Origin of the sequence: Clostridium sp. CM027 (assembly GCF_024730565.1) — a bacterium.
GTDB lineage: Bacteria > Bacillota > Clostridia > Clostridiales > Clostridiaceae > Clostridium_AD > Clostridium_AD estertheticum_B.
Map to the genome: position 1 here is coordinate 2,970,101 of NZ_CP077725.1, position 18,133 is coordinate 2,988,233.

The 18,133-nt window shown below is 34.6% G+C and carries 32 protein-coding genes; all 32 read left to right on the forward strand.

Annotated features, from left to right (window positions below; genetic code table 11):
• The first annotated feature begins 46 nt into the window (after positions 1-46).
• The 32 genes from rpsL to rpsM all read left to right on the forward strand — a co-directional run bounded on the left by rpsL (position 47) and on the right by rpsM (position 18,124).
• On the forward strand, positions 47-427 hold the full coding sequence (gene rpsL / locus KTC92_RS14105) for a 30S ribosomal protein S12 (RefSeq protein WP_165414407.1): 381 nt from the start codon (positions 47-49) through the stop codon (positions 425-427).
• Between the two features lie 143 nt (positions 428-570).
• Positions 571-1,041 carry a 30S ribosomal protein S7 gene (gene rpsG, locus KTC92_RS14110; protein ID WP_165414408.1) on the forward strand — a complete coding sequence of 157 codons (471 nt, stop codon included), beginning with the start codon at positions 571-573 and terminating at the stop codon, positions 1,039-1,041.
• A gap of 74 nt (positions 1,042-1,115) precedes the next feature.
• The gene (gene fusA / locus KTC92_RS14115) at positions 1,116-3,179 is read left to right on the forward strand and encodes an elongation factor G (RefSeq protein WP_216302363.1); all 2,064 of its coding nucleotides are present in this window, start codon (positions 1,116-1,118) and stop codon (positions 3,177-3,179) included.
• 45 nt (positions 3,180-3,224) lie between these two features.
• Positions 3,225-4,418: an elongation factor Tu gene (gene tuf / locus KTC92_RS14120; protein WP_216302359.1), complete on the forward strand. Its 1,194-nt coding sequence runs from the start codon at positions 3,225-3,227 to the stop codon at positions 4,416-4,418.
• A gap of 409 nt (positions 4,419-4,827) precedes the next feature.
• On the forward strand, positions 4,828-5,136 hold the full coding sequence (gene rpsJ / locus KTC92_RS14125) for a 30S ribosomal protein S10 (protein ID WP_071614633.1): 309 nt from the start codon (positions 4,828-4,830) through the stop codon (positions 5,134-5,136).
• A gap of 119 nt (positions 5,137-5,255) precedes the next feature.
• Positions 5,256-5,885, forward strand: a complete 630-nt coding sequence (gene rplC, locus KTC92_RS14130) for a 50S ribosomal protein L3 (protein ID WP_165414236.1) — start codon at positions 5,256-5,258, stop codon at positions 5,883-5,885.
• 23 nt (positions 5,886-5,908) lie between these two features.
• Positions 5,909-6,529: a 50S ribosomal protein L4 gene (gene rplD, locus KTC92_RS14135; protein ID WP_216302364.1), complete on the forward strand. Its 621-nt coding sequence runs from the start codon at positions 5,909-5,911 to the stop codon at positions 6,527-6,529.
• Positions 6,529-6,822: a 50S ribosomal protein L23 gene (rplW, locus tag KTC92_RS14140; protein ID WP_165414238.1), complete on the forward strand. Its 294-nt coding sequence runs from the start codon at positions 6,529-6,531 to the stop codon at positions 6,820-6,822. Before rplD ends, rplW begins: the two co-directional genes overlap by 1 nt.
• A gap of 56 nt (positions 6,823-6,878) precedes the next feature.
• Complete coding sequence (gene rplB, locus KTC92_RS14145; RefSeq protein WP_165414239.1) at positions 6,879-7,712, forward strand: 50S ribosomal protein L2; 834 nt, start codon at positions 6,879-6,881, stop codon at positions 7,710-7,712.
• Positions 7,713-7,775: 63 nt separating this feature from the next.
• Positions 7,776-8,057, forward strand: coding sequence for a 30S ribosomal protein S19 (rpsS, locus tag KTC92_RS14150; RefSeq protein ID WP_165414240.1), 282 nt, complete (start codon positions 7,776-7,778; stop codon positions 8,055-8,057).
• A gap of 20 nt (positions 8,058-8,077) precedes the next feature.
• Complete coding sequence (gene rplV, locus KTC92_RS14155) at positions 8,078-8,413, forward strand: 50S ribosomal protein L22 (RefSeq protein WP_165414241.1); 336 nt, start codon at positions 8,078-8,080, stop codon at positions 8,411-8,413.
• Between the two features lie 16 nt (positions 8,414-8,429).
• Positions 8,430-9,095, forward strand: a complete 666-nt coding sequence (gene rpsC / locus KTC92_RS14160) for a 30S ribosomal protein S3 (protein ID WP_216302365.1) — start codon at positions 8,430-8,432, stop codon at positions 9,093-9,095.
• Between the two features lie 25 nt (positions 9,096-9,120).
• Complete coding sequence (rplP, locus tag KTC92_RS14165) at positions 9,121-9,564, forward strand: 50S ribosomal protein L16 (RefSeq protein WP_165414243.1); 444 nt, start codon at positions 9,121-9,123, stop codon at positions 9,562-9,564.
• Positions 9,554-9,766: a 50S ribosomal protein L29 gene (gene rpmC / locus KTC92_RS14170; RefSeq protein WP_165414244.1), complete on the forward strand. Its 213-nt coding sequence runs from the start codon at positions 9,554-9,556 to the stop codon at positions 9,764-9,766. Before rplP ends, rpmC begins: the two co-directional genes overlap by 11 nt.
• A 21-nt stretch (positions 9,767-9,787) precedes the next feature.
• Positions 9,788-10,042 carry a 30S ribosomal protein S17 gene (rpsQ, locus tag KTC92_RS14175; protein ID WP_165414245.1) on the forward strand — a complete coding sequence of 85 codons (255 nt, stop codon included), beginning with the start codon at positions 9,788-9,790 and terminating at the stop codon, positions 10,040-10,042.
• 36 nt (positions 10,043-10,078) lie between these two features.
• Positions 10,079-10,447: a 50S ribosomal protein L14 gene (rplN, locus tag KTC92_RS14180; RefSeq protein ID WP_165414246.1), complete on the forward strand. Its 369-nt coding sequence runs from the start codon at positions 10,079-10,081 to the stop codon at positions 10,445-10,447.
• Positions 10,448-10,464: 17 nt separating this feature from the next.
• The gene (gene rplX / locus KTC92_RS14185; RefSeq protein ID WP_216302366.1) at positions 10,465-10,788 is read left to right on the forward strand and encodes a 50S ribosomal protein L24; all 324 of its coding nucleotides are present in this window, start codon (positions 10,465-10,467) and stop codon (positions 10,786-10,788) included.
• A gap of 22 nt (positions 10,789-10,810) precedes the next feature.
• Positions 10,811-11,353 carry a 50S ribosomal protein L5 gene (rplE, locus tag KTC92_RS14190; protein ID WP_165414247.1) on the forward strand — a complete coding sequence of 181 codons (543 nt, stop codon included), beginning with the start codon at positions 10,811-10,813 and terminating at the stop codon, positions 11,351-11,353.
• Positions 11,354-11,368: 15 nt separating this feature from the next.
• On the forward strand, positions 11,369-11,554 hold the full coding sequence (locus KTC92_RS14195; RefSeq protein ID WP_165414248.1) for a type Z 30S ribosomal protein S14: 186 nt from the start codon (positions 11,369-11,371) through the stop codon (positions 11,552-11,554).
• Positions 11,555-11,586: 32 nt separating this feature from the next.
• On the forward strand, positions 11,587-11,985 hold the full coding sequence (gene rpsH / locus KTC92_RS14200; protein WP_165414249.1) for a 30S ribosomal protein S8: 399 nt from the start codon (positions 11,587-11,589) through the stop codon (positions 11,983-11,985).
• Between the two features lie 201 nt (positions 11,986-12,186).
• Positions 12,187-12,726, forward strand: coding sequence for a 50S ribosomal protein L6 (gene rplF, locus KTC92_RS14205; protein WP_216302367.1), 540 nt, complete (start codon positions 12,187-12,189; stop codon positions 12,724-12,726).
• A 20-nt stretch (positions 12,727-12,746) separates the two neighbouring features.
• Positions 12,747-13,109 (forward strand): 50S ribosomal protein L18, encoded by a 363-nt coding sequence (rplR, locus tag KTC92_RS14210; RefSeq protein WP_165414251.1) that lies wholly within the window; start codon positions 12,747-12,749, stop codon positions 13,107-13,109.
• Positions 13,110-13,126: 17 nt separating this feature from the next.
• Complete coding sequence (rpsE, locus tag KTC92_RS14215; protein ID WP_165414252.1) at positions 13,127-13,624, forward strand: 30S ribosomal protein S5; 498 nt, start codon at positions 13,127-13,129, stop codon at positions 13,622-13,624.
• A 12-nt stretch (positions 13,625-13,636) separates the two neighbouring features.
• Positions 13,637-13,816: a 50S ribosomal protein L30 gene (gene rpmD, locus KTC92_RS14220; protein ID WP_216302368.1), complete on the forward strand. Its 180-nt coding sequence runs from the start codon at positions 13,637-13,639 to the stop codon at positions 13,814-13,816.
• 18 nt (positions 13,817-13,834) lie between these two features.
• Complete coding sequence (gene rplO / locus KTC92_RS14225) at positions 13,835-14,275, forward strand: 50S ribosomal protein L15 (RefSeq protein ID WP_165414254.1); 441 nt, start codon at positions 13,835-13,837, stop codon at positions 14,273-14,275.
• Positions 14,276-15,556: a preprotein translocase subunit SecY gene (gene secY / locus KTC92_RS14230; protein ID WP_220286293.1), complete on the forward strand. Its 1,281-nt coding sequence runs from the start codon at positions 14,276-14,278 to the stop codon at positions 15,554-15,556.
• Between the two features lie 22 nt (positions 15,557-15,578).
• Positions 15,579-16,232 carry an adenylate kinase gene (locus KTC92_RS14235; protein ID WP_216302370.1) on the forward strand — a complete coding sequence of 218 codons (654 nt, stop codon included), beginning with the start codon at positions 15,579-15,581 and terminating at the stop codon, positions 16,230-16,232.
• Positions 16,229-16,975, forward strand: a complete 747-nt coding sequence (gene map, locus KTC92_RS14240) for a type I methionyl aminopeptidase (protein ID WP_216302371.1) — start codon at positions 16,229-16,231, stop codon at positions 16,973-16,975. Before KTC92_RS14235 ends, map begins: the two co-directional genes overlap by 4 nt.
• Positions 16,976-16,989: 14 nt before the next feature.
• Entirely contained in the window at positions 16,990-17,271 is a 282-nt protein-coding gene (locus KTC92_RS14245) for an RNA-binding protein (protein WP_216302372.1), read from the forward strand.
• A 7-nt stretch (positions 17,272-17,278) separates the two neighbouring features.
• A complete protein-coding gene (gene infA / locus KTC92_RS14250; protein WP_125002904.1) occupies positions 17,279-17,497 on the forward strand; it encodes a translation initiation factor IF-1 in 219 nt (72 codons plus the stop codon).
• Positions 17,498-17,512: 15 nt separating this feature from the next.
• Positions 17,513-17,626, forward strand: coding sequence for a 50S ribosomal protein L36 (gene rpmJ / locus KTC92_RS14255; protein ID WP_021122033.1), 114 nt, complete (start codon positions 17,513-17,515; stop codon positions 17,624-17,626).
• 129 nt (positions 17,627-17,755) lie between these two features.
• Complete coding sequence (rpsM, locus tag KTC92_RS14260; RefSeq protein WP_216302373.1) at positions 17,756-18,124, forward strand: 30S ribosomal protein S13; 369 nt, start codon at positions 17,756-17,758, stop codon at positions 18,122-18,124.
• The last annotated feature ends 9 nt before the right edge of the window (positions 18,125-18,133 follow it).

Consider the following 18,133-nt stretch of genomic DNA (forward strand, 5'->3'; position numbering starts at 1 on the left):
ATTGATATAAATGAAGAACAGCTTACAAAAATGAGGGGGTGAAATCATGCCAACTATCAATCAATTAGTAAGAAAAGGCAGAAAGACATTAGCAACAAAATCAGCTGCACCAGCATTGAAGAACTGTCCGCAAAAAAGAGGAGTTTGTACAGTAGTTAAAACAACAACTCCTAAAAAGCCAAACTCAGCATTAAGAAAAGTAGCAAGAGTTAGACTTACAAACGGATACGAAGTTACTGCTTATATACCAGGTGTAGGCCACAATTTACAAGAACATAGTGTTGTACTTATAAGAGGTGGAAAAGTTAAGGATTTACCAGGAGTTAGATACCACGTCATCAGAGGGACATTAGACTCTGCTGGAGTTGCGGGCAGACTACAAAGTAGATCTAAATACGGTACTAAGAGACCAAAGCAAAAAAAATAATGCTTTGAATTAAGGTGCAATGTCTTCAGCATTTATATATATGAAAATTTATATTTACATACATTTGCAGGAGTACAGAGTACTTTGCGGTAGAGATATCGAGTACCTATGAGTTAATTAAAATTGTTAAGGAGGGAAGTAAAGTGCCGAGAAAAGGATATATTGCAAAAAGAGATGTATTACCAGATCCTATGTACAACAGCAAAGTCGTTACAAAGTTAATAAACAATGTAATGGAGGATGGTAAAAGAGGAGTAGCACAAAAAATATGCTATGAGGCTTTTGACATAATCAAAGAAAAAACAGGCAAAGAACCTTTAGAGGTTTTTGAAGAAGCATTAAATAATGTTATGCCATTACTTGAAGTAAAAGCTAGAAGAATAGGTGGAGCTAATTATCAAGTGCCTATCGAGGTTAGACCTGAGAGAAGACAGACATTAGGACTAAGATGGTTGCTTATTGCTGCAGATAATAGAGGAGAGAAGTATGCAAGAGAAAAACTTGCTAACGAATTACTCGAAGCTGCAAACAATACTGGAGCAGCAGTAAAGAAGAGAGAAGATATTCATAAAATGGCTGAAGCTAACAAGGCTTTTGCTCATTACAGGTATTAATATTAAAACTGTTTTGGCTTTGCCAAGACAGTTTTGTCAAATTTAAAATCACTCGTTGACAGGAGGCGCAAATAGTGGGTAGAGAATATTCTTTAGAAAAATTCCGTAATATAGGTATTATGGCTCATATTGATGCTGGTAAAACAACAACAACTGAGCGTATATTATTCTATACAGGAAAAACACACAAGATTGGTGAGGTTCATGATGGTGGAGCTACTATGGACTGGATGGTACAAGAACAGGAAAGAGGTATAACAATAACTTCTGCGGCTACAACTTGTTTCTGGAAGGGTTATAACATAAATATCATTGATACACCAGGGCACGTAGATTTCACAGTTGAAGTTGAAAGATCTTTAAGAGTACTTGATGGTGCAGTTTCTGTATTCTGTGCAAAAGGCGGAGTAGAACCACAATCAGAAACAGTATGGAGACAAGCGACTAAATATAAGGTACCAAGAATGGCATATGTTAACAAAATGGATATAATGGGTGCAGACTTCTATCACGTTGTAGACATGATGAGAGAAAGACTTCATGCTAATGCAGTTCCAATACAGCTTCCAATAGGTAAAGAAGAAGGATTCCTAGGTATTATAGATTTAGTTAGAAATGTTGCAGAAGTCTATAGAGATGATTTAGGAACACAAATAGAAGAAATAGAAATTCCAGAAGATATGAAAGAGTTAGCAGAAGAATACAGATCGGCTATGGTTGAAGCAATAGCTGAACTAGATGAAGAGCTTATGATGAAATATCTTGATGGTGAAGAAATAAGTGAAGAAGAATTAAAAGCAGCATTACGAAAAGGTGTAATTAAGAATGAAATAGTACCTGTAATTTGTGGTTCTTCATATAAAAATAAAGGCGTTCAAATGATGATAGATGCTGTTATAGAATACATGCCGTCACCACTTGATATACCAGCTACCAAAGGACAAGATGTTGATACTGGTGAAGAAATGGAAAGACACCCAAGTGATGATGAGCCAATGGCAGCATTAGCGTTTAAAATAGCTACAGATCCCTTTGTTGGCAGACTTGCGTTTACAAGAGTTTACTCAGGCGTAATGAAAACTGGTACATATGTATTAAATGCTAACAAAGGTAAAAAAGAAAGAGTTGGTAGACTAGTTAAAATGCATGCTAATCACAGAGAAGAAGTTGAAGAATTACGTTCAGGAGAATTAGGTGCAGTAATTGGACTTAAAAACACAACTACTGGAGAAACTTTATGTGATGAAGATCATCCAATATTGTTTGAAACCATGGACTTCCCAGATCCAGTTATCCATGTAGCTATTGAGCCAAAAACAAAAGCTGGTCAGGAAAGAATGGGTATGTCTCTTGCAAAGCTTTCTGAAGAAGATCCTACTTTTCAAACTTATACTGATCAAGAAACAGGTCAAACAATAATTGGTGGTATGGGCGAGCTTCATCTAGAAATTATTGTTGATAGACTTCAAAGAGAATTTAAGGTTGAATGTAATGTAGGAAAACCACAAGTAGCTTATAAAGAAACAATACGAAAAGCAGTTAAAGCAGAAGGTAAATACATTAAACAATCAGGTGGACGTGGACAATACGGTCACTGTTGGATAGAGTTAATACCAACTACTGAACCTTACTCATTTGAAAATTGTACGGTTGGTGGATCTATTCCAAGAGAATTTATATCTCCAATTGAGAACGGAATTAAAGAAGCATCAAAGAATGGTATTCTTGGTGGATACCCAGTTCTTAACTTTAAAGTTAAAGTAGTTGATGGATCATACCATGATGTTGACTCAAACGAAATGGCATTTAAGGTTGCTGGTTCAATGGCATTCAAGAACGGTATGGCAAAAGCAGATCCAGTTTTGCTTGAACCAATAATGAAGGTCGAAGTAACAGTGCCAGAAGAGTACATGGGAGACGTTATGGGAGACATTAATTCAAGAAGAGGTAGAATAGAAGGAATGGAAGCTCAATCAGGCGCTCAAGTAATTAGAGCAATGGTTGCATTATCAGAAATGTTTGGATATGCTACGACGCTTAGATCAAGAACTCAGGGTAGAGGAGTATACAGTATGGAATTTGCTGCATACGAACCAGTTCCAAAGGGTATTCAAGAACAAGTTATAGGAAGTAAATAACGAGCAAAATATAAGATAATATGCAAATATAAGGAGGAATACAAAATGGCAAAGGCAAAGTTTGAAAGAAGCAAACCACACGTAAACATTGGAACAATAGGGCACGTAGATCACGGCAAGACAACATTAACAGCTGCAATAACAGCAGTACTCGCAACTAAAGGTTTAGCAGAAGTATCTAGGTTTGACCAAATTGACAAAGCACCTGAGGAAAGAGAAAGAGGAATTACAATAAATACATCACATGTTGAGTATGAAACAGATAATAGACATTATGCACATGTTGATTGCCCAGGACATGCAGATTATGTAAAGAACATGATCACAGGCGCAGCACAAATGGATGGAGCAATTCTAGTTGTTAGTGCAGCAGATGGCCCAATGCCTCAAACAAGAGAGCATATACTATTAGCAAGCAGAGTTGGAGTAGGATATATAGTAGTATTCTTAAACAAAGCAGATATGGTAGATGATCCAGAATTATTAGAACTTGTTGAAATGGAAGTAAGAGAATTATTAAGTGAGTATGACTTCCCTGGTGACGACATTCCAGTAGTAACAGGATCAGCATTAAAAGCATTAGAAAACCCAACTGATGAAGAAGCATCAAAATGCATAGCTGAATTAATGGAAGCAGTAGATAGCTACATTCCAACACCAACAAGAGCAACAGATAAAGCATTCTTAATGCCAGTAGAAGATGTATTCACAATCACAGGTAGAGGAACAGTTGCTACAGGAAGAGTTGAAGCTGGGATACTTAAGGTTGGAGAAGAAGTAGAAATCGTAGGACTTAGCGAAGATAAAAGAAAAGTTGTATGTACAGGAGTTGAAATGTTCAGAAAACTTTTAGATCAAGCAATGGCCGGAGACAACATCGGAGCATTACTAAGAGGAGTACAAAGAACAGATATTCAAAGAGGTCAAGTACTTTCTAAGCCAGGTTCAATACATCCACATGATAAATTTGTAGGTCAAGTATATGTACTTAAAAAAGAAGAAGGCGGAAGACATACTCCATTCTTCGACGGATATAGACCACAATTTTATTTCAGAACAACTGATGTAACTGGATCAATAAAATTACCAGACGGAATGGAAATGGTAATGCCAGGAGATCACATAGACATGAATGTTGAACTAATCACTCAAGTAGCAATGGATGAGGGATTAAGATTCGCAATCAGAGAAGGTGGAAGAACAGTAGGTTCAGGAGTTGTTACTTCAATAGTTAAATAATAATTTACAATGTATTTATAACCATCAATTGATGAATTTCAATAATAATAAAAGCTTTTATTATTAAGGAGAAGAGGACGCTCTTCTCCTTTTAAATACAATAAAACTTTTGTATAAATATAAGCAGGAACCACAAATATAAAAATTATGAAATAATAGTGAAAAAATACTTGTCAAAGCAAAAGAAGTGTTGTATACTTTAGAAGTTGTATTGTGGTAACAGTGATGAGGTAAGAGGTTGCCGGACTTCCGGGTAATTCTTCACCGAGCATGTCCTGATCTTGAATCGGACGACGGGGTTCCTACGATTGTTTCATGCATTTATTACATGAAACACCCGGAGCAGTTTACAGAACATCCGCTGTTGCACGTAAGAAGTAGAGCGTGCGATGAAAAGGAGGAAATAATAATGATAAAACAAAAAATCAGAATTAGATTAAAGGCTTTTGATCACAACATATTAGATCAATCAGCTGAGAAAATTGTTCAAACAGCTAAAAGTACAGGAGCTAAAGTAGCTGGTCCAGTACCGCTACCTACAGAAAAAGATGTAATTACAGTGTTGAGAGCTCCACACAAGTATAAAGATTCAAGAGAACAATTTGAAATAAGAACTCATAAGAGACTAATAGATATAATTAGTCCATCACCTAAAACTGTTGATGCCTTAATGAGATTAGACTTACCAGCTGGTGTTGATATCGAAATAAAACTATAAGCGTACATATAAGTGCGATTAAGCGTATAAGTATAATTACTGTACGTAAGCATTAAATTAATATTACTAACTGTTATGATCACTAATGTGGTCCGCTAATAAGTAGGAGGTGTATTTTCATGAAAAAAGCAATAATGGGTAAAAAACTTGGTATGACTCAAATATTTGATGAAAATAAAAGAGTTGTTCCAGTAACAGTTGTTGAAGCAGGTCCATGTGTTGTTATTCAAAAGAAAACTATCGAAAATGATGGTTACAATGCAATTAAAGTTGGATTTGGTGACATAAGAGAAAAGTTAGTTAACAAACCAATGCAAGGACAATTTGCTAAAGCAGGAACATCTTTAAAAAGATTCGTAAAAGAATTTAGAATGGAAGATATAAGTGCTTATGAAGTAGGTCAAGAATTTAAGGCAGATATATTTGCTGCTGGAGATAAAATTGACGTATCAGGAATATCTAAGGGAAAAGGATTCCAAGGTTGTATTAAAAGATGGAATCAGCATACAGGACCAATGAGTCATGGATCTAAATTCCATAGAGCAGTTGGATCAATGGGAGCATCTTCCGATCCATCAAAAACGTTTAAAAACAAACGTATGCCAGGTCATATGGGTAATGTTAGTAGAACAGTAATAAACCTTGAAATAGTTAAAGTAATGCCTGAAAAGAACATTATATTAGTTAAAGGTGGTATACCGGGACCTAACAAAGGCACAGTTGTAATAAGAAATGCTGTTAAAGCGTAACTTTAAAGAAAGGAGGATGCAGAATGCTTACATTAGATTTATTTAGTAAAGAAGGACAAAAGGTTGGAGATATTCAACTAAATGAAAATATATTTGGAGTTGAAGTCAACACAGATGCTATGCATCAAGTTGTAGTAGCACAACTTGCAAATAAAAGACAAGGAACTCAATCAGCTAAAACTAGAGCTGAGGTTCGAGGCGGTGGTATAAAGCCTTGGAGACAAAAAGGAACTGGTAGAGCAAGACAAGGTTCTATAAGAGCACCACAATGGATACATGGTGGTATAGTATTTGCTCCAAAGCCAAGAGATTACCGTATGTCTGTACCGAAGACAATGAGAAGAGTTGCTTTCAAATCAGCTTTATCAGCTAAGGTAGCTTCAAATGAAATGATAGTTATAGATAGTTTAGAATTTGACTCACCAAAAACTAAAGCAATGTTAGAGGTTTTAAAAGCTTTTGATGCTAAAAAAACTTTAATAGTTGTTGAAAAGTCAGAAGAAAATATCTATAAATCAGCAAGAAACATACCTGGAGTACAAGTATCACCAGTAAATAATTTGAATGTTTATGACATACTAAAGTATGAAAAATTCATAGTTACAAAGGATGCTGTATCTAAAATTGAGGAGGTGTATATATAATGAAGCTAACTAGCCATGATATTATAAGAAAACCGATAATTACTGAAAAAAGTATGGCTGTAATGGCGGAAAAAAAATACACCTTTATAGTTGATATTCATGCAAATAAAACTCAAGTTAAAAAAGCAGTAGAAGAAGTATTTGGAGTTAAAGTTGAAAATGTAAGAACACTAAGAAATATAGGTAAAACTAAAAGAGTTGGGGTTCACATTGGAAAAAGAGCTGACTTCAAAAAAGCTATTGTTACTTTAACAACAGAAAGCAAGACAATTGAGTTTTTTGATGGAATGTAATTATTAAGCAGGTATTGGCAGAGGCCAGATAAGCGAGAAAGAAGGAGGAAAGTCACATGGGAATTAAGAAATTTAGACCGACCACACCTTCAAGAAGAAATATGACTATGGCTGATTTCGCAGAAATAACAACAGATAAGCCATTAAAATCACTTCTTGTAAGCACAAAAAGATCAGGTGGTAGAAATAATCAAGGTAAAATAACTGTTCGTCACCGAGGTGGTGGAGCAAAACAAAGTTACAGACTAATAGATTTCAAGAGAACTAAAGATAATATTCCAGCAAAAGTTTCTACAATTGAGTACGATCCAAATAGATCTGCTTACATAGCTCTTGTTGCATATTCTGATGGTGAAAAAAGATACATAATTGCTCCAGTTGGATTAAAAGTTGGAGATGTAATTGTATCCGGTGCTGATTCTGATATAAAAGTTGGGAATACTCTTCCAATAATTAATATACCAACAGGTTCTACGATTCATAATATAGAACTACAGGTTGGAAAAGGTGCTCAACTTGTAAGATCAGCAGGTTCTTCAGCGCAACTTATGGCTAAAGAAGGAGAATATGCTCAAGTAAGACTTCCAAGTGGTGAAGTAAGATATGTTAGAGTAAATTGTAGAGCTACTATAGGAACGGTTTCTAATGTAACTCATGGTATTGTTAACATAGGTAAAGCAGGAAGAAAAAGACACTTAGGGTTTAGACCTACAGTCAGAGGTTCAGTAATGAATCCTTGCGATCATCCACATGGTGGTGGAGAAGGTAAATCTCCTATAGGTCACGCTAGTCCGATGACTCCATGGGGTAAACCGGCACTAGGATATAAAACTAGGAAAACCAAAAAATACTCTGACAAATTTATTGTCAAGGGAAAAAATAGAAAATAGTTTGAAGAGAATTTAAATTCTTTTTAAAACAATGGTTACGGTGTATGAAGGGAGGCCACAAAAATGAGTAGATCAGTTAAAAAAGGACCTTATGTACAAGAAGTTTTGTTAAACAGAATTAACGAAATGAATAAAAATGGCGAGAAAAAAGTAATAAAGACTTGGTCAAGAAGTTCTACTATTTTCCCGCAAATGATAGGGCATACTATCGCAGTACATGATGGAAGAAAACATGTACCAGTTTATGTTTTAGAAGATATGGTAGGACATAAATTAGGCGAATTTGCTTTAACTAGAACATTTAAAGGACACATTGTTAGAGAAAAAACAAGCAGAGTAAAATAGTGTGGAAGGAGGAGACAATCATGGAGGCTAAAGCTATAGCTAAATATGTGAGAACGTCCTCAATGAAAATCGGGATTGTTCTTGATTTAATAAGAGATAAAAATGTAAATGAAGCTTTTGCTATATTACAATACACTCCAAAAAATGCAGCTGAAGTAGTAACTAAAGTACTAAAATCAGCTGTAGCAAATGCAGAGAACAATTTAAATTTAGATATCAATAGACTATACGTTGCTAAGGCTTATGCATGTCAGGGTCCAACACTTAAGAGATTTAGACCGCGTGCACAAGGAAGAGCTTATAGAATAAGAAAAAGATCTAGCCATATAACTATTATAGTTACGGAAAGATCATAAGAAGGAGGGTTTTAGCGTGGGACAAAAAGTACATCCACACGGCTTTAGGGTTGGTGTAATAAAAGACTGGAGTTCTAAATGGTATGCAGATAAAAAGAATTTTGCAGATAATCTTGTTGAAGATTTTAAGATTAGAGAATTCTTAAAAAGTAAACTTTACACAGCTGGAATTTCTAAAATTGAAATTGAAAGAGCTGCTAAAAGAGTTAAAATCAACATACACACTGCTAAACCAGGAATGGTTATTGGTAGAGGTGGCTCTGGAATTGAAGTTATAAAGTTAGACATGAAAAAAATTATAACAGATAAGAATGTTTTAATTAACATAGTAGAAGTAAAACAAGCTGAAAACAACGCTCAATTAATGGCTGAAAATGTTTCTTCGCAATTAGAAAAGAGAATTTCTTTTAGAAGAGCAATGAAACAAACAATTCAAAGAGCTATGAGATCTGGCGTAAAAGGTGTTAAAATTTCATGTGGAGGAAGACTTGGCGGAGCAGAAATAGCTAGGACTGAACACTATCATGAAGGTACAATACCATTACAAACTTTGAGAGCTGATATAGACTATGGATTTGCAGAAGCAGATACAATATATGGTAAAATTGGCGTAAAAGTTTGGGTATATAGAGGCGAAGTTCTTCCTACAAAGAAAATCGTTAAGGAAGAAATAAAAGCGTAGAAGTGTAAGGAAGGAGGAATAAGACATGTTAATGCCTAAGAGATCTAAACATCGTAAGGTTCAACGTGGTAGAATGAGAGGAAAAGCTACAAGAGGAAACTTTATTGCATATGGTGAGTATGCATTACAAGCTATGGAATGTGGCTGGGTTAAAAGTAATCAAATAGAAGCTGCCAGAGTTGCTATCAATAGAGAAGTAAAAAGAGGCGGAAAGGTTTGGATAAAAATCTTCCCTGATAAGCCAGTAACTGAAAAACCGGCTGAAACTCGTATGGGATCTGGTAAAGGATCAGTAGAATATTGGGTAGCAGTTGTTAAACCAGGTAGAGTCTTATTTGAAATTGCAGGAGTAACAGAAGAAGCTGCTAGAGAAGCAATGAGACTTGCTTCACACAAACTTCCAATTAAAACTAAGTTTGTATCTAGAAAAGATTTTGAGGAAATGGGTGGTGAAGTCATTGAAGGCTAATGAATTAAAAGAATTAAGACAAAGTAATCCTCAAGATTTGCTAGTGAAAATGTCTGATCTAAAGGCAGAATTATTTAACCTTAGATTTCAGTTAGCTACAGGGCAACTAGAAAACCCTATGAGAATTAAACAAGTGAAAAAATCTATAGCCCAAATTAAGACCATTCTTAGGCAAGAAGAAATAAAAGCTTTTGAACAGTAAAACTGAAAGGAGGTTGCTCTTGTGGAAAGAAATAATAGAAAAACAAGAACAGGTAAAGTAGTTTCTGATAAAATGGATAAGACAATAGTTGTTGCAATTGAAACAAAAGTTCGTCACCCACTATACGGAAAAATACTTAACACAACAACAAAATTTAAAGCTCATGATGAAAAAAATGAAGCTAAAATCAATGATAAAGTTACAATTATGGAAACTAGACCATTGTCTAAAGATAAAAGATGGAGAATTACTGGAATAGTTGAAAAAGCTAAATAGTATTTCGGTCTAACAACTGAAAGGAGGGTATTTGATATGATACAACAGCAATCGAGATTAAAAGTTGCGGATAATTCTGGTGCAAAGGAAATTATGTGTATTAGAGTATTAGGTGGTTCTAAGAGAAAATGGGGAAACATCAGCGATACAATAGTTGCTAGCGTAAAAAGTGCAACACCAGGTGGAGTTGTTAAAAAAGGTGAAGTAGTTAAGGCAGTTATAGTTAGATCAGTAAAAGGATTAAGAAGAGCGGATGGATCATACGTTAAATTTGATGATAATGCAGCTGTTATCATAAAAGACGACAAAACCCCAAAGGGAACTCGTATATTCGGACCTGTTGCAAGGGAGTTAAGAGATAAAGACTTCAGTAAGATCTTATCATTAGCGCCTGAAGTTCTATAAGATAGGAGGTGTCTAACATGGCAGTTAAAAAAATGCACGTAAGAAAAAAAGATACAGTAATGGTTATATCAGGTAAAGACAAAGGCAAAATAAGCGAAGTCTTAGCTGTATACCCTAAAACTGGTAAAGTTTTAGTGAAAGATGTTAGTGTAATTACAAAACATCAAAAACCAAGCAAACAAAATATGCAAGGTGGAATAACTCACAGAGAAGCAGCTATAAATAGTTCAAAAGTTATGTTATATTGTACAAAATGCAAAAATGTAACAAGAATAAGTAGCAAAATTCTAGAAGATGGAACTAAAGTAAGAGTTTGTAAGAAATGTGTAGAAACATTTTAATTCCTGAAAGGAGGTTTAACATATGAGTTCAAGACTACAAGAAAAATATGATAATGAAGTAGTTCAAGCGCTAATGGAAAAATTCGGTTATAAAAATATAATGGAAGTACCAAAGCTTGAAAAAATTGTTTTAAATATGGGAGTTGGAGAAGCTAAAGACAATTCTAAAGTTTTAGATGCAGCTCTTAGCGATATGCAGATTATAGCGGGTCAAAAACCAATTATAACAAGAGCGAAGAAGTCAATAGCTAACTTCAAGTTAAGAGAAAATACTCCAATAGGTTGTAAAGTTACATTAAGAAAAACTCAAATGTTCGAATTTGCAGATAAATTAATGAACGTTGCATTACCTAGAGTTAGAGATTTTAGAGGAGCTTCTTCTAAAGCATTTGACGGAAGAGGGAATTACGCTATAGGGATTAAAGAACAACTTATATTTCCTGAAATAGATTATGATAAAATTGATAAAATTAGAGGAATGGATATAATATTTGTTACTACAGCAAAGACAGACGAGGAAGCAAGAGAGTTATTAAGATTCCTTGGAATGCCATTTGCTCAATAATAGGGAGGGAAACATATGGCACGTAAGGCTTTAATAGAAAAATGGAAAAAAGAACCTAAATTTACAACTAGAGCTTATACAAGATGTAGACTTTGTGGAAGACCACATTCTGTTTTACAAAAATTTGGTATATGCCGTATCTGTTTTAGAGAGCTTGCACACAAGGGAGAAATTCCTGGTTGCAGAAAAGCAAGTTGGTAATTAGAACATTCTAATGAAAGGAGGCACGAAAAATGGTTATGACTGACCCAATCGCAGATTTGCTAACACGTATAAGAAATGCAAATGTTGTTAGACATGAAATAGTAGAAATACCTTCTTCAACTATAAAGAAGGAAATTGCAAATATATTGCTTCAAGAAGGATATCTTAAAAACATTGAAGAGTATAATGATGGCGTTGTTCCAATGATGAGACTTGCAATGAAGTATGGTCAAAACAAGGAAAGAGTTATCACTGGACTTAAGAGAATATCTAAGCCGGGTTTAAGAGTATATTCTAAAAATGAGGATATTCCAAAGGTACTAAACGGATTAGGAGTTGCTATAATATCAACTTCAAAAGGTCTAGTAGCAGATAGAGATGCTAGAAAATTAGGTTTAGGCGGAGAAGTTATTTGTTACATTTGGTAATATAATAATTTTGATGCATAACAGTATTGAGTTATTATGTACATAGTAATAATAGATAATTCATGGAAAAACAAAATTGTTATGTGCCTAAAGTAAGATAGAGACTAAACAATTAAGAATTGGTTAGTATTTAAAAGGAACATACGAGACGTAGCAATTAATAATTGTTATGTGTCTAAAAAGAATACAGGAGGTGTAAGTATGTCGAGAATCGGAAGACTTCCAGTAGCTATACCTAATGGAGTGACTGTTGCAGTTTCACCAATGAATGTTGTAAATGTAAAAGGACCAAAAGGTGAGTTAACTCAAAGCATGAGTACTAAAATGAATATAGCTATGGAAGATAATACTGTAGTAGTTACAAGACCAAGCGATGTAAAAGAACATAGAGCTCTTCATGGATTAACAAGATCATTGATAAACAATATGGTTATTGGAGTAACAGAGGGATACCAAAAAACGCTTGAGTTAGTTGGTGTTGGTTATAGAGCTCAGTTAAAAGGCACTAAAATAACATTAAGTCTTGGATATTCACATCCAGTTGAAATAGATGCAGTTGCAGGAATCCAATTTGAATTACCTGATGCTAACAAAATTATAGTAAAAGGTACTGATAAACAATTAGTTGGAGCTGTTGCAGCAACAATAAGAGCTTGGAGAAAACCAGAACCTTACAAAGGAAAAGGAATTAGATATGCTGGCGAAGTTGTCAGACGTAAGGAAGGTAAAACAGGTAAATAAAGTAGGAAGGAGTGAATGATGTGTTCAAGAAGGAAGATAGACAAAAGTCAAGAGTTAAGCGTCATCTTAGAGTTCGTAAAAAGATCTCTGGTACAGCACAAAGACCTAGATTAGCTGTATATAGAAGTGAAAAGAACATATATGCTCAAGTAATAGATGATGTTGCAAGAATCACACTAGTTTCTGCTTCAAGCGTAGATAAAGCTTTTGAACAAAAGATAGGAAGCAATAAAGATGCTGCTAAATTAGTAGGAAAAATGATTGCTGAAAGAGCGCTTGAAAAAGGAATAGAAGAAGTAGTATTTGATAGAGGCGGATATGTATACCACGGTAGAGTGCAAATTCTCGCTGAGGGAGCAAGAGAAGCTGGACTTAAATTCTAAGAGAAGGAGGGAAACACATGAAAATAGATCCTAGCACATTAGATCTTAAAGAAAAAGTAGTTAATATAAACAGAGTTGCTAAGGTTGTTAAAGGTGGAAGAAACTTCAGATTCAGCGCACTAGTTGTTGTTGGAGACGAAAACGGACACGTTGGCGTTGGAATGGGTAAATCTGTAGAAATTCCTGAAGCAATTAGAAAAGGAATAGAAGATGCTAAAAAGAACTTAATAAATGTAGCTATGGTTGGAACAACTATTCCACATACTATTGATGGAAAGTTTGGTACTTCGGTTATACACATAATGCCAGGTGCTGAAGGTACAGGAATTTTAGCTGGTGGTCCAGTTAGAGCAGTTCTAGAATTATCAGGATTAAAGGATGTTAGAGCTAAATCTTTAGGCTCTAGTAATGCAAGAAATGTGGTTAATGCTACTATCGAAGGTTTAGCAGGTTTAAGAACAGTAGAAGACGTTGCTAAATTAAGAGGCAAGACCGTAGAAGAAATTTTAAGATAGGAGGGGAAAACCTTGGCTAAAGTTAAAATAACATTGGTTAAAAGCTTAATAGGTAGAAAGAAAGAACACATAGCTACAGTTAATGCTTTAGGATTAAAAAAAATAAGAAATAGTGTTGAGCACGAGGAAACTCCTCAGATCAAAGGTATGATAAACAAAATTATATATCTAGTAAAAGTAGAGCAAGTATAAAAAAGAGGAGGTGTTGACATGAAACTTCAAGATTTAAGACCTGCGGAAGGTTCCAAAAAATCTCCTAAGAGAATCGGTAGAGGTACTGGTTCAGGATGGGGAAAAACTGCAGGAAGAGGTCAAGATGGACAAAACTCTAGATCAGGTGGAGGAACAAGACCAGGATTTGAAGGAGGTCAGATGCCTTTATACAGAAGATTACCTAAAAGAGGGTTCACAAATATTTTTGCGAAAAAATATTCTTGTATAAATGTAGATAGACTGAATATGTTCGAAGATGGTACAGAAGTTACAACAGAATTGCTATTAGAGAGAAGAGTCATAAGAAAAGCATATGACGGAGTTAAGATACTTGGAAATGGTGATTTAGAAAAGAAATTAACTGTAAAAGTATCAAGATTTTCTAAAGGAGCAGCTGAGAAAATTGAAACAGCTGGAGGAAAAGTTGAGGTGATATAAATGTTATCAACCCTACGTAATGCCTGGAAAGTTCCTGATTTAAAAAAGCGTATGATATTCACGCTACTTATGGTTGCAATTATGCGGATGGGTATTTATATTCCTGTTCCTGGTGTAGATGCTAGCAAACTTGTAGACTTAACTAGTAATGGTGGAACTTTAATTAGTTTTTATGATATGATGTCAGGTGGTGCATTAAGTAAATTTAGCATTTTTGCTATGGGTGCTGGTCCATACATAAACGCATCAATTATAATGCAGTTACTCGTAATAGCAGTCCCGTATTTAGAGCAACTTTCTAAAGAAGGGCTTGAAGGACGTAAGAGAATACAAGATCTTACTAGATATGTTTCAATAGTGCTGGGTGCTTTACAGGCCCTCGGTATGTATGCAGTTATTGCAGGTACTGGAGCATTCTCAGATACATCTAGTTTAGCCATATTTTTAGTGATACTAACGATGACTACTGCATCAACATTTTTGGTGTGGATAGGTGAACAAATCACAGGTAAAGGTATAGGTAATGGTATTTCATTAATAATTTTTATTAATATTGTATCTGGATTACCTTCAACGGTGTATAAAATTGCTGAACTTCAGAAGGCAGGCACTGTAAATTTTGTAGAGGTTATGATGTTTATTGTAGTTGCTATAGCATTATTAGTTGCAGTAGTAATAGCAAGTTTAGGTGAAAGAAGAATTCCAGTTCAATATGCTGGAAAAGCTGTTGGAAACAAGGTTTTTAAAGGACAATCAACTCATATTCCAATTGGTGTAACTGCATCTGGAGTTATCGGTATAATTTTTGCAATGTCAGTAATGACATTCCCAGAAACAATAGCACAGATTAAACCGACATCTTCAATTGCAAAGTTCATTGTAGGAAGTCCTTGGAGCATATTTGAAAGAAACAGTTGGAAGTATTCATTGGTGTATTTTGTATTAATAGTATTCTTTACATGGTTTTATACTCAGGTAACATTTAAACCAGATGAAATGGCTGAAAATATGCATAAATCATCAGGTTTCATACCAGGAATTAGACCGGGTGAGAATACAGCAACTTATATCGATAAGGTATTGACTAAGATTTCGATACTGGGAGGAACTTTTGCCGCTGTTATAGCAATATTCCCTATTTTTATAGAGGGATATACTCACTTTAAGGGAATATATTTTGGAGGTACAATGTTATTAATTATGGTGAATGTTGCTCTTGAGACTTTAAGACAACTTGAATCACAATTAGTAATGCGGCATTACCAAGGATTCCTTAAATAAATTATTACCAGGAGATGATACTATGAGAATAATCTTGTTAGGTCCTCCGGGAGCCGGAAAAGGAACGCAAGCAAAATCCATAAGTAATAAATTTTCCATACCACATATATCAACAGGGGACATATTCAGGAAGAATATTTCAGAAAAAACCCCTCTTGGAATTGAAGCTAAGAAACATATTGATAAGGGGCACTTAGTCCCAGATGAATTGACTATAGATATAATCAAGGATAGGTTAAATAATGAAGATTGTAGTAATGGATTTTTACTAGATGGCTATCCTAGAACTGTTAATCAAGGTGAAGCCTTAAAAACTTTATTAGACGGAAAGGGTAACACCCTTGATACAGCGTTATTAATAAAGGTGCCTAGAGAATTTATTCTAGGTAGAATGACTGGTAGAAGGGTTTGTCTTACATGCGGTGCTAGCTATCATATTACATTCAATCCGCCGAAAGTGGACGGAAAATGTAATTTGTGTGGAAGTGATATTGTACAAAGAGCTGATGACACTGAAGAAACCGTTAATGAACGGATAGACATATATGAGGCTCAAACACAACCATTGATAAAGTACTATGATGATAAAAACTTACTATCAGTAGTTGATGGGACGCTAGAAATTAACAGCGTGTTTGAAAGTATCTGTGGTATCTTAGAAGAAATAAAAAAATGATAAACATAAAAAGTGATATGGAAATTCAATACATGAGAAGTGCGGGTAAAGTGGTTTCAGAAGCTCTTGTAATAATTGAACAGGTAATAAAACCTGGAATAACCACTGCAGAACTGGATAAATTAGCTGAAGAGTTCATAGTAAAACAAGGTGCTAAACCATCTTTTAAGGGTTATTGTGGATTTCCAGCTTCCATATGTACATCTGTTAATGATGAAGTGGTTCATGGGATTCCATCTAACCGTATTTTACTTGAAGGAGACATAATTAGCATAGATTGTGGTGCCATATTAAATGGCTATCATGGAGATGCTGCTAGAACTTTTCCAGTAGGAAAAGTATCCAATGAAGCTACAATGCTCATTGAGGTCACTAAAAACAGTTTCTTTAAGGGTGTTGAAAAAGCTATAATCGGTAATAGATTATCAGATATATCTGCGCAAATTCAGTGTTATGCTGAAGGCCATAGATATTCTGTGGTTAGGGATTTTGTAGGTCATGGAATTGGTAAGTCAATGCATGAGGAACCAGAAATTCCTAATTATGGTGTTCCAAATAGAGGACCTAAGTTAGTTCATGGTATGGTACTTGCAATTGAACCTATGATAAATATAGGAAAGCATTATGTCAAAGTAAAGTCTAATAAGTGGACGGTAGTAACGCGAGATGGCAGTTTATCTGCACATTATGAAAATACTGTTGCTATTTTAAAAAATGGTCCTGAAATATTAACTTTGAACTAATAGAGGTGAATGATTTGGAGAAAAATAGCCTTATAGGTAAGGTAGTACATTCTAAAGCGGGAAGGGATATGCATAGAAATTTTATTGTGGTAGGAATACTAAATAACGAATATGTGTATATTTCTGATGGAGAGTTAAGAAAGATTGAGAAGCCTAAGAAAAAGAAGGTTAAACATCTAAAATTTACTCACACAGTAGCTGAGGAAATTAGAGATATAATTTTATCTAATAAAGAGGTTACTAATTCTAAAATTAAAATATTTTTGCAGTCTGCAGATATTGGTAAGGAGGTTTAATTACCTTATGTCAAAAGATGATATAATTGAAATGCAAGGTGTGGTATTAGAAACTTTGCCCAATGCAATATTTCAAGTTGAGCTTGAGAGTGGGCATAAAATATTAGCTCATATTTCAGGAAAGTTAAGAATGAATTTCATAAGAATATTACCAGGAGACAAGGTTACAGTAGAACTTTCCCCATATGATTTGACTCGTGGGAGAATAACTTGGAGAGACAAGTAATAAGGAGGGTTAGCTATGAAAGTAAGGCCATCAGTTAAACCTATGTGTGAAAAATGTAAGGTTATAAAGAGAAAAGGAAGAGTAATGGTTATCTGTGAAAATCCTAAACATAAACAAAAGCAAGGTTAATCGGTTTTATTTACAAATGATATTGAATTAAATATCAAAGCTAATATATTAATAAATGTTTATCATATCGTTTTTAATTATAGATGTGATAAATTATAACAACAATTACGTGGGAGGTGTAAACAGTAAATGGCAAGAATAGCAGGTATTGACCTACCAAGGGAAAAAAGAATTGAAATAGGTTTAACATATATATTTGGTATTGGTTTAACTAAATCACAGGGAATCCTTAAAACAACAGGAGTAAATCCTGACACAAGAGTTAAGGACTTAACTGAAGAAGAAGTTAATGAATTAAGAACATACATCACTAAGAACTTTATTATTGAAGGTGACTTAAGAAGAAGAGTTGCACTAGATATAAAAAGGTTAATGGAAGTTGGATGTTATAGAGGAATAAGACATAGAAAAGGTCTTCCAGTAAGAGGACAAAAAACTAAAACTAATGCTAGAACAAGAAAAGGCCCTAAGAAAACAATGGCGGGTAAGAAGAAATAGTAAGGAGGG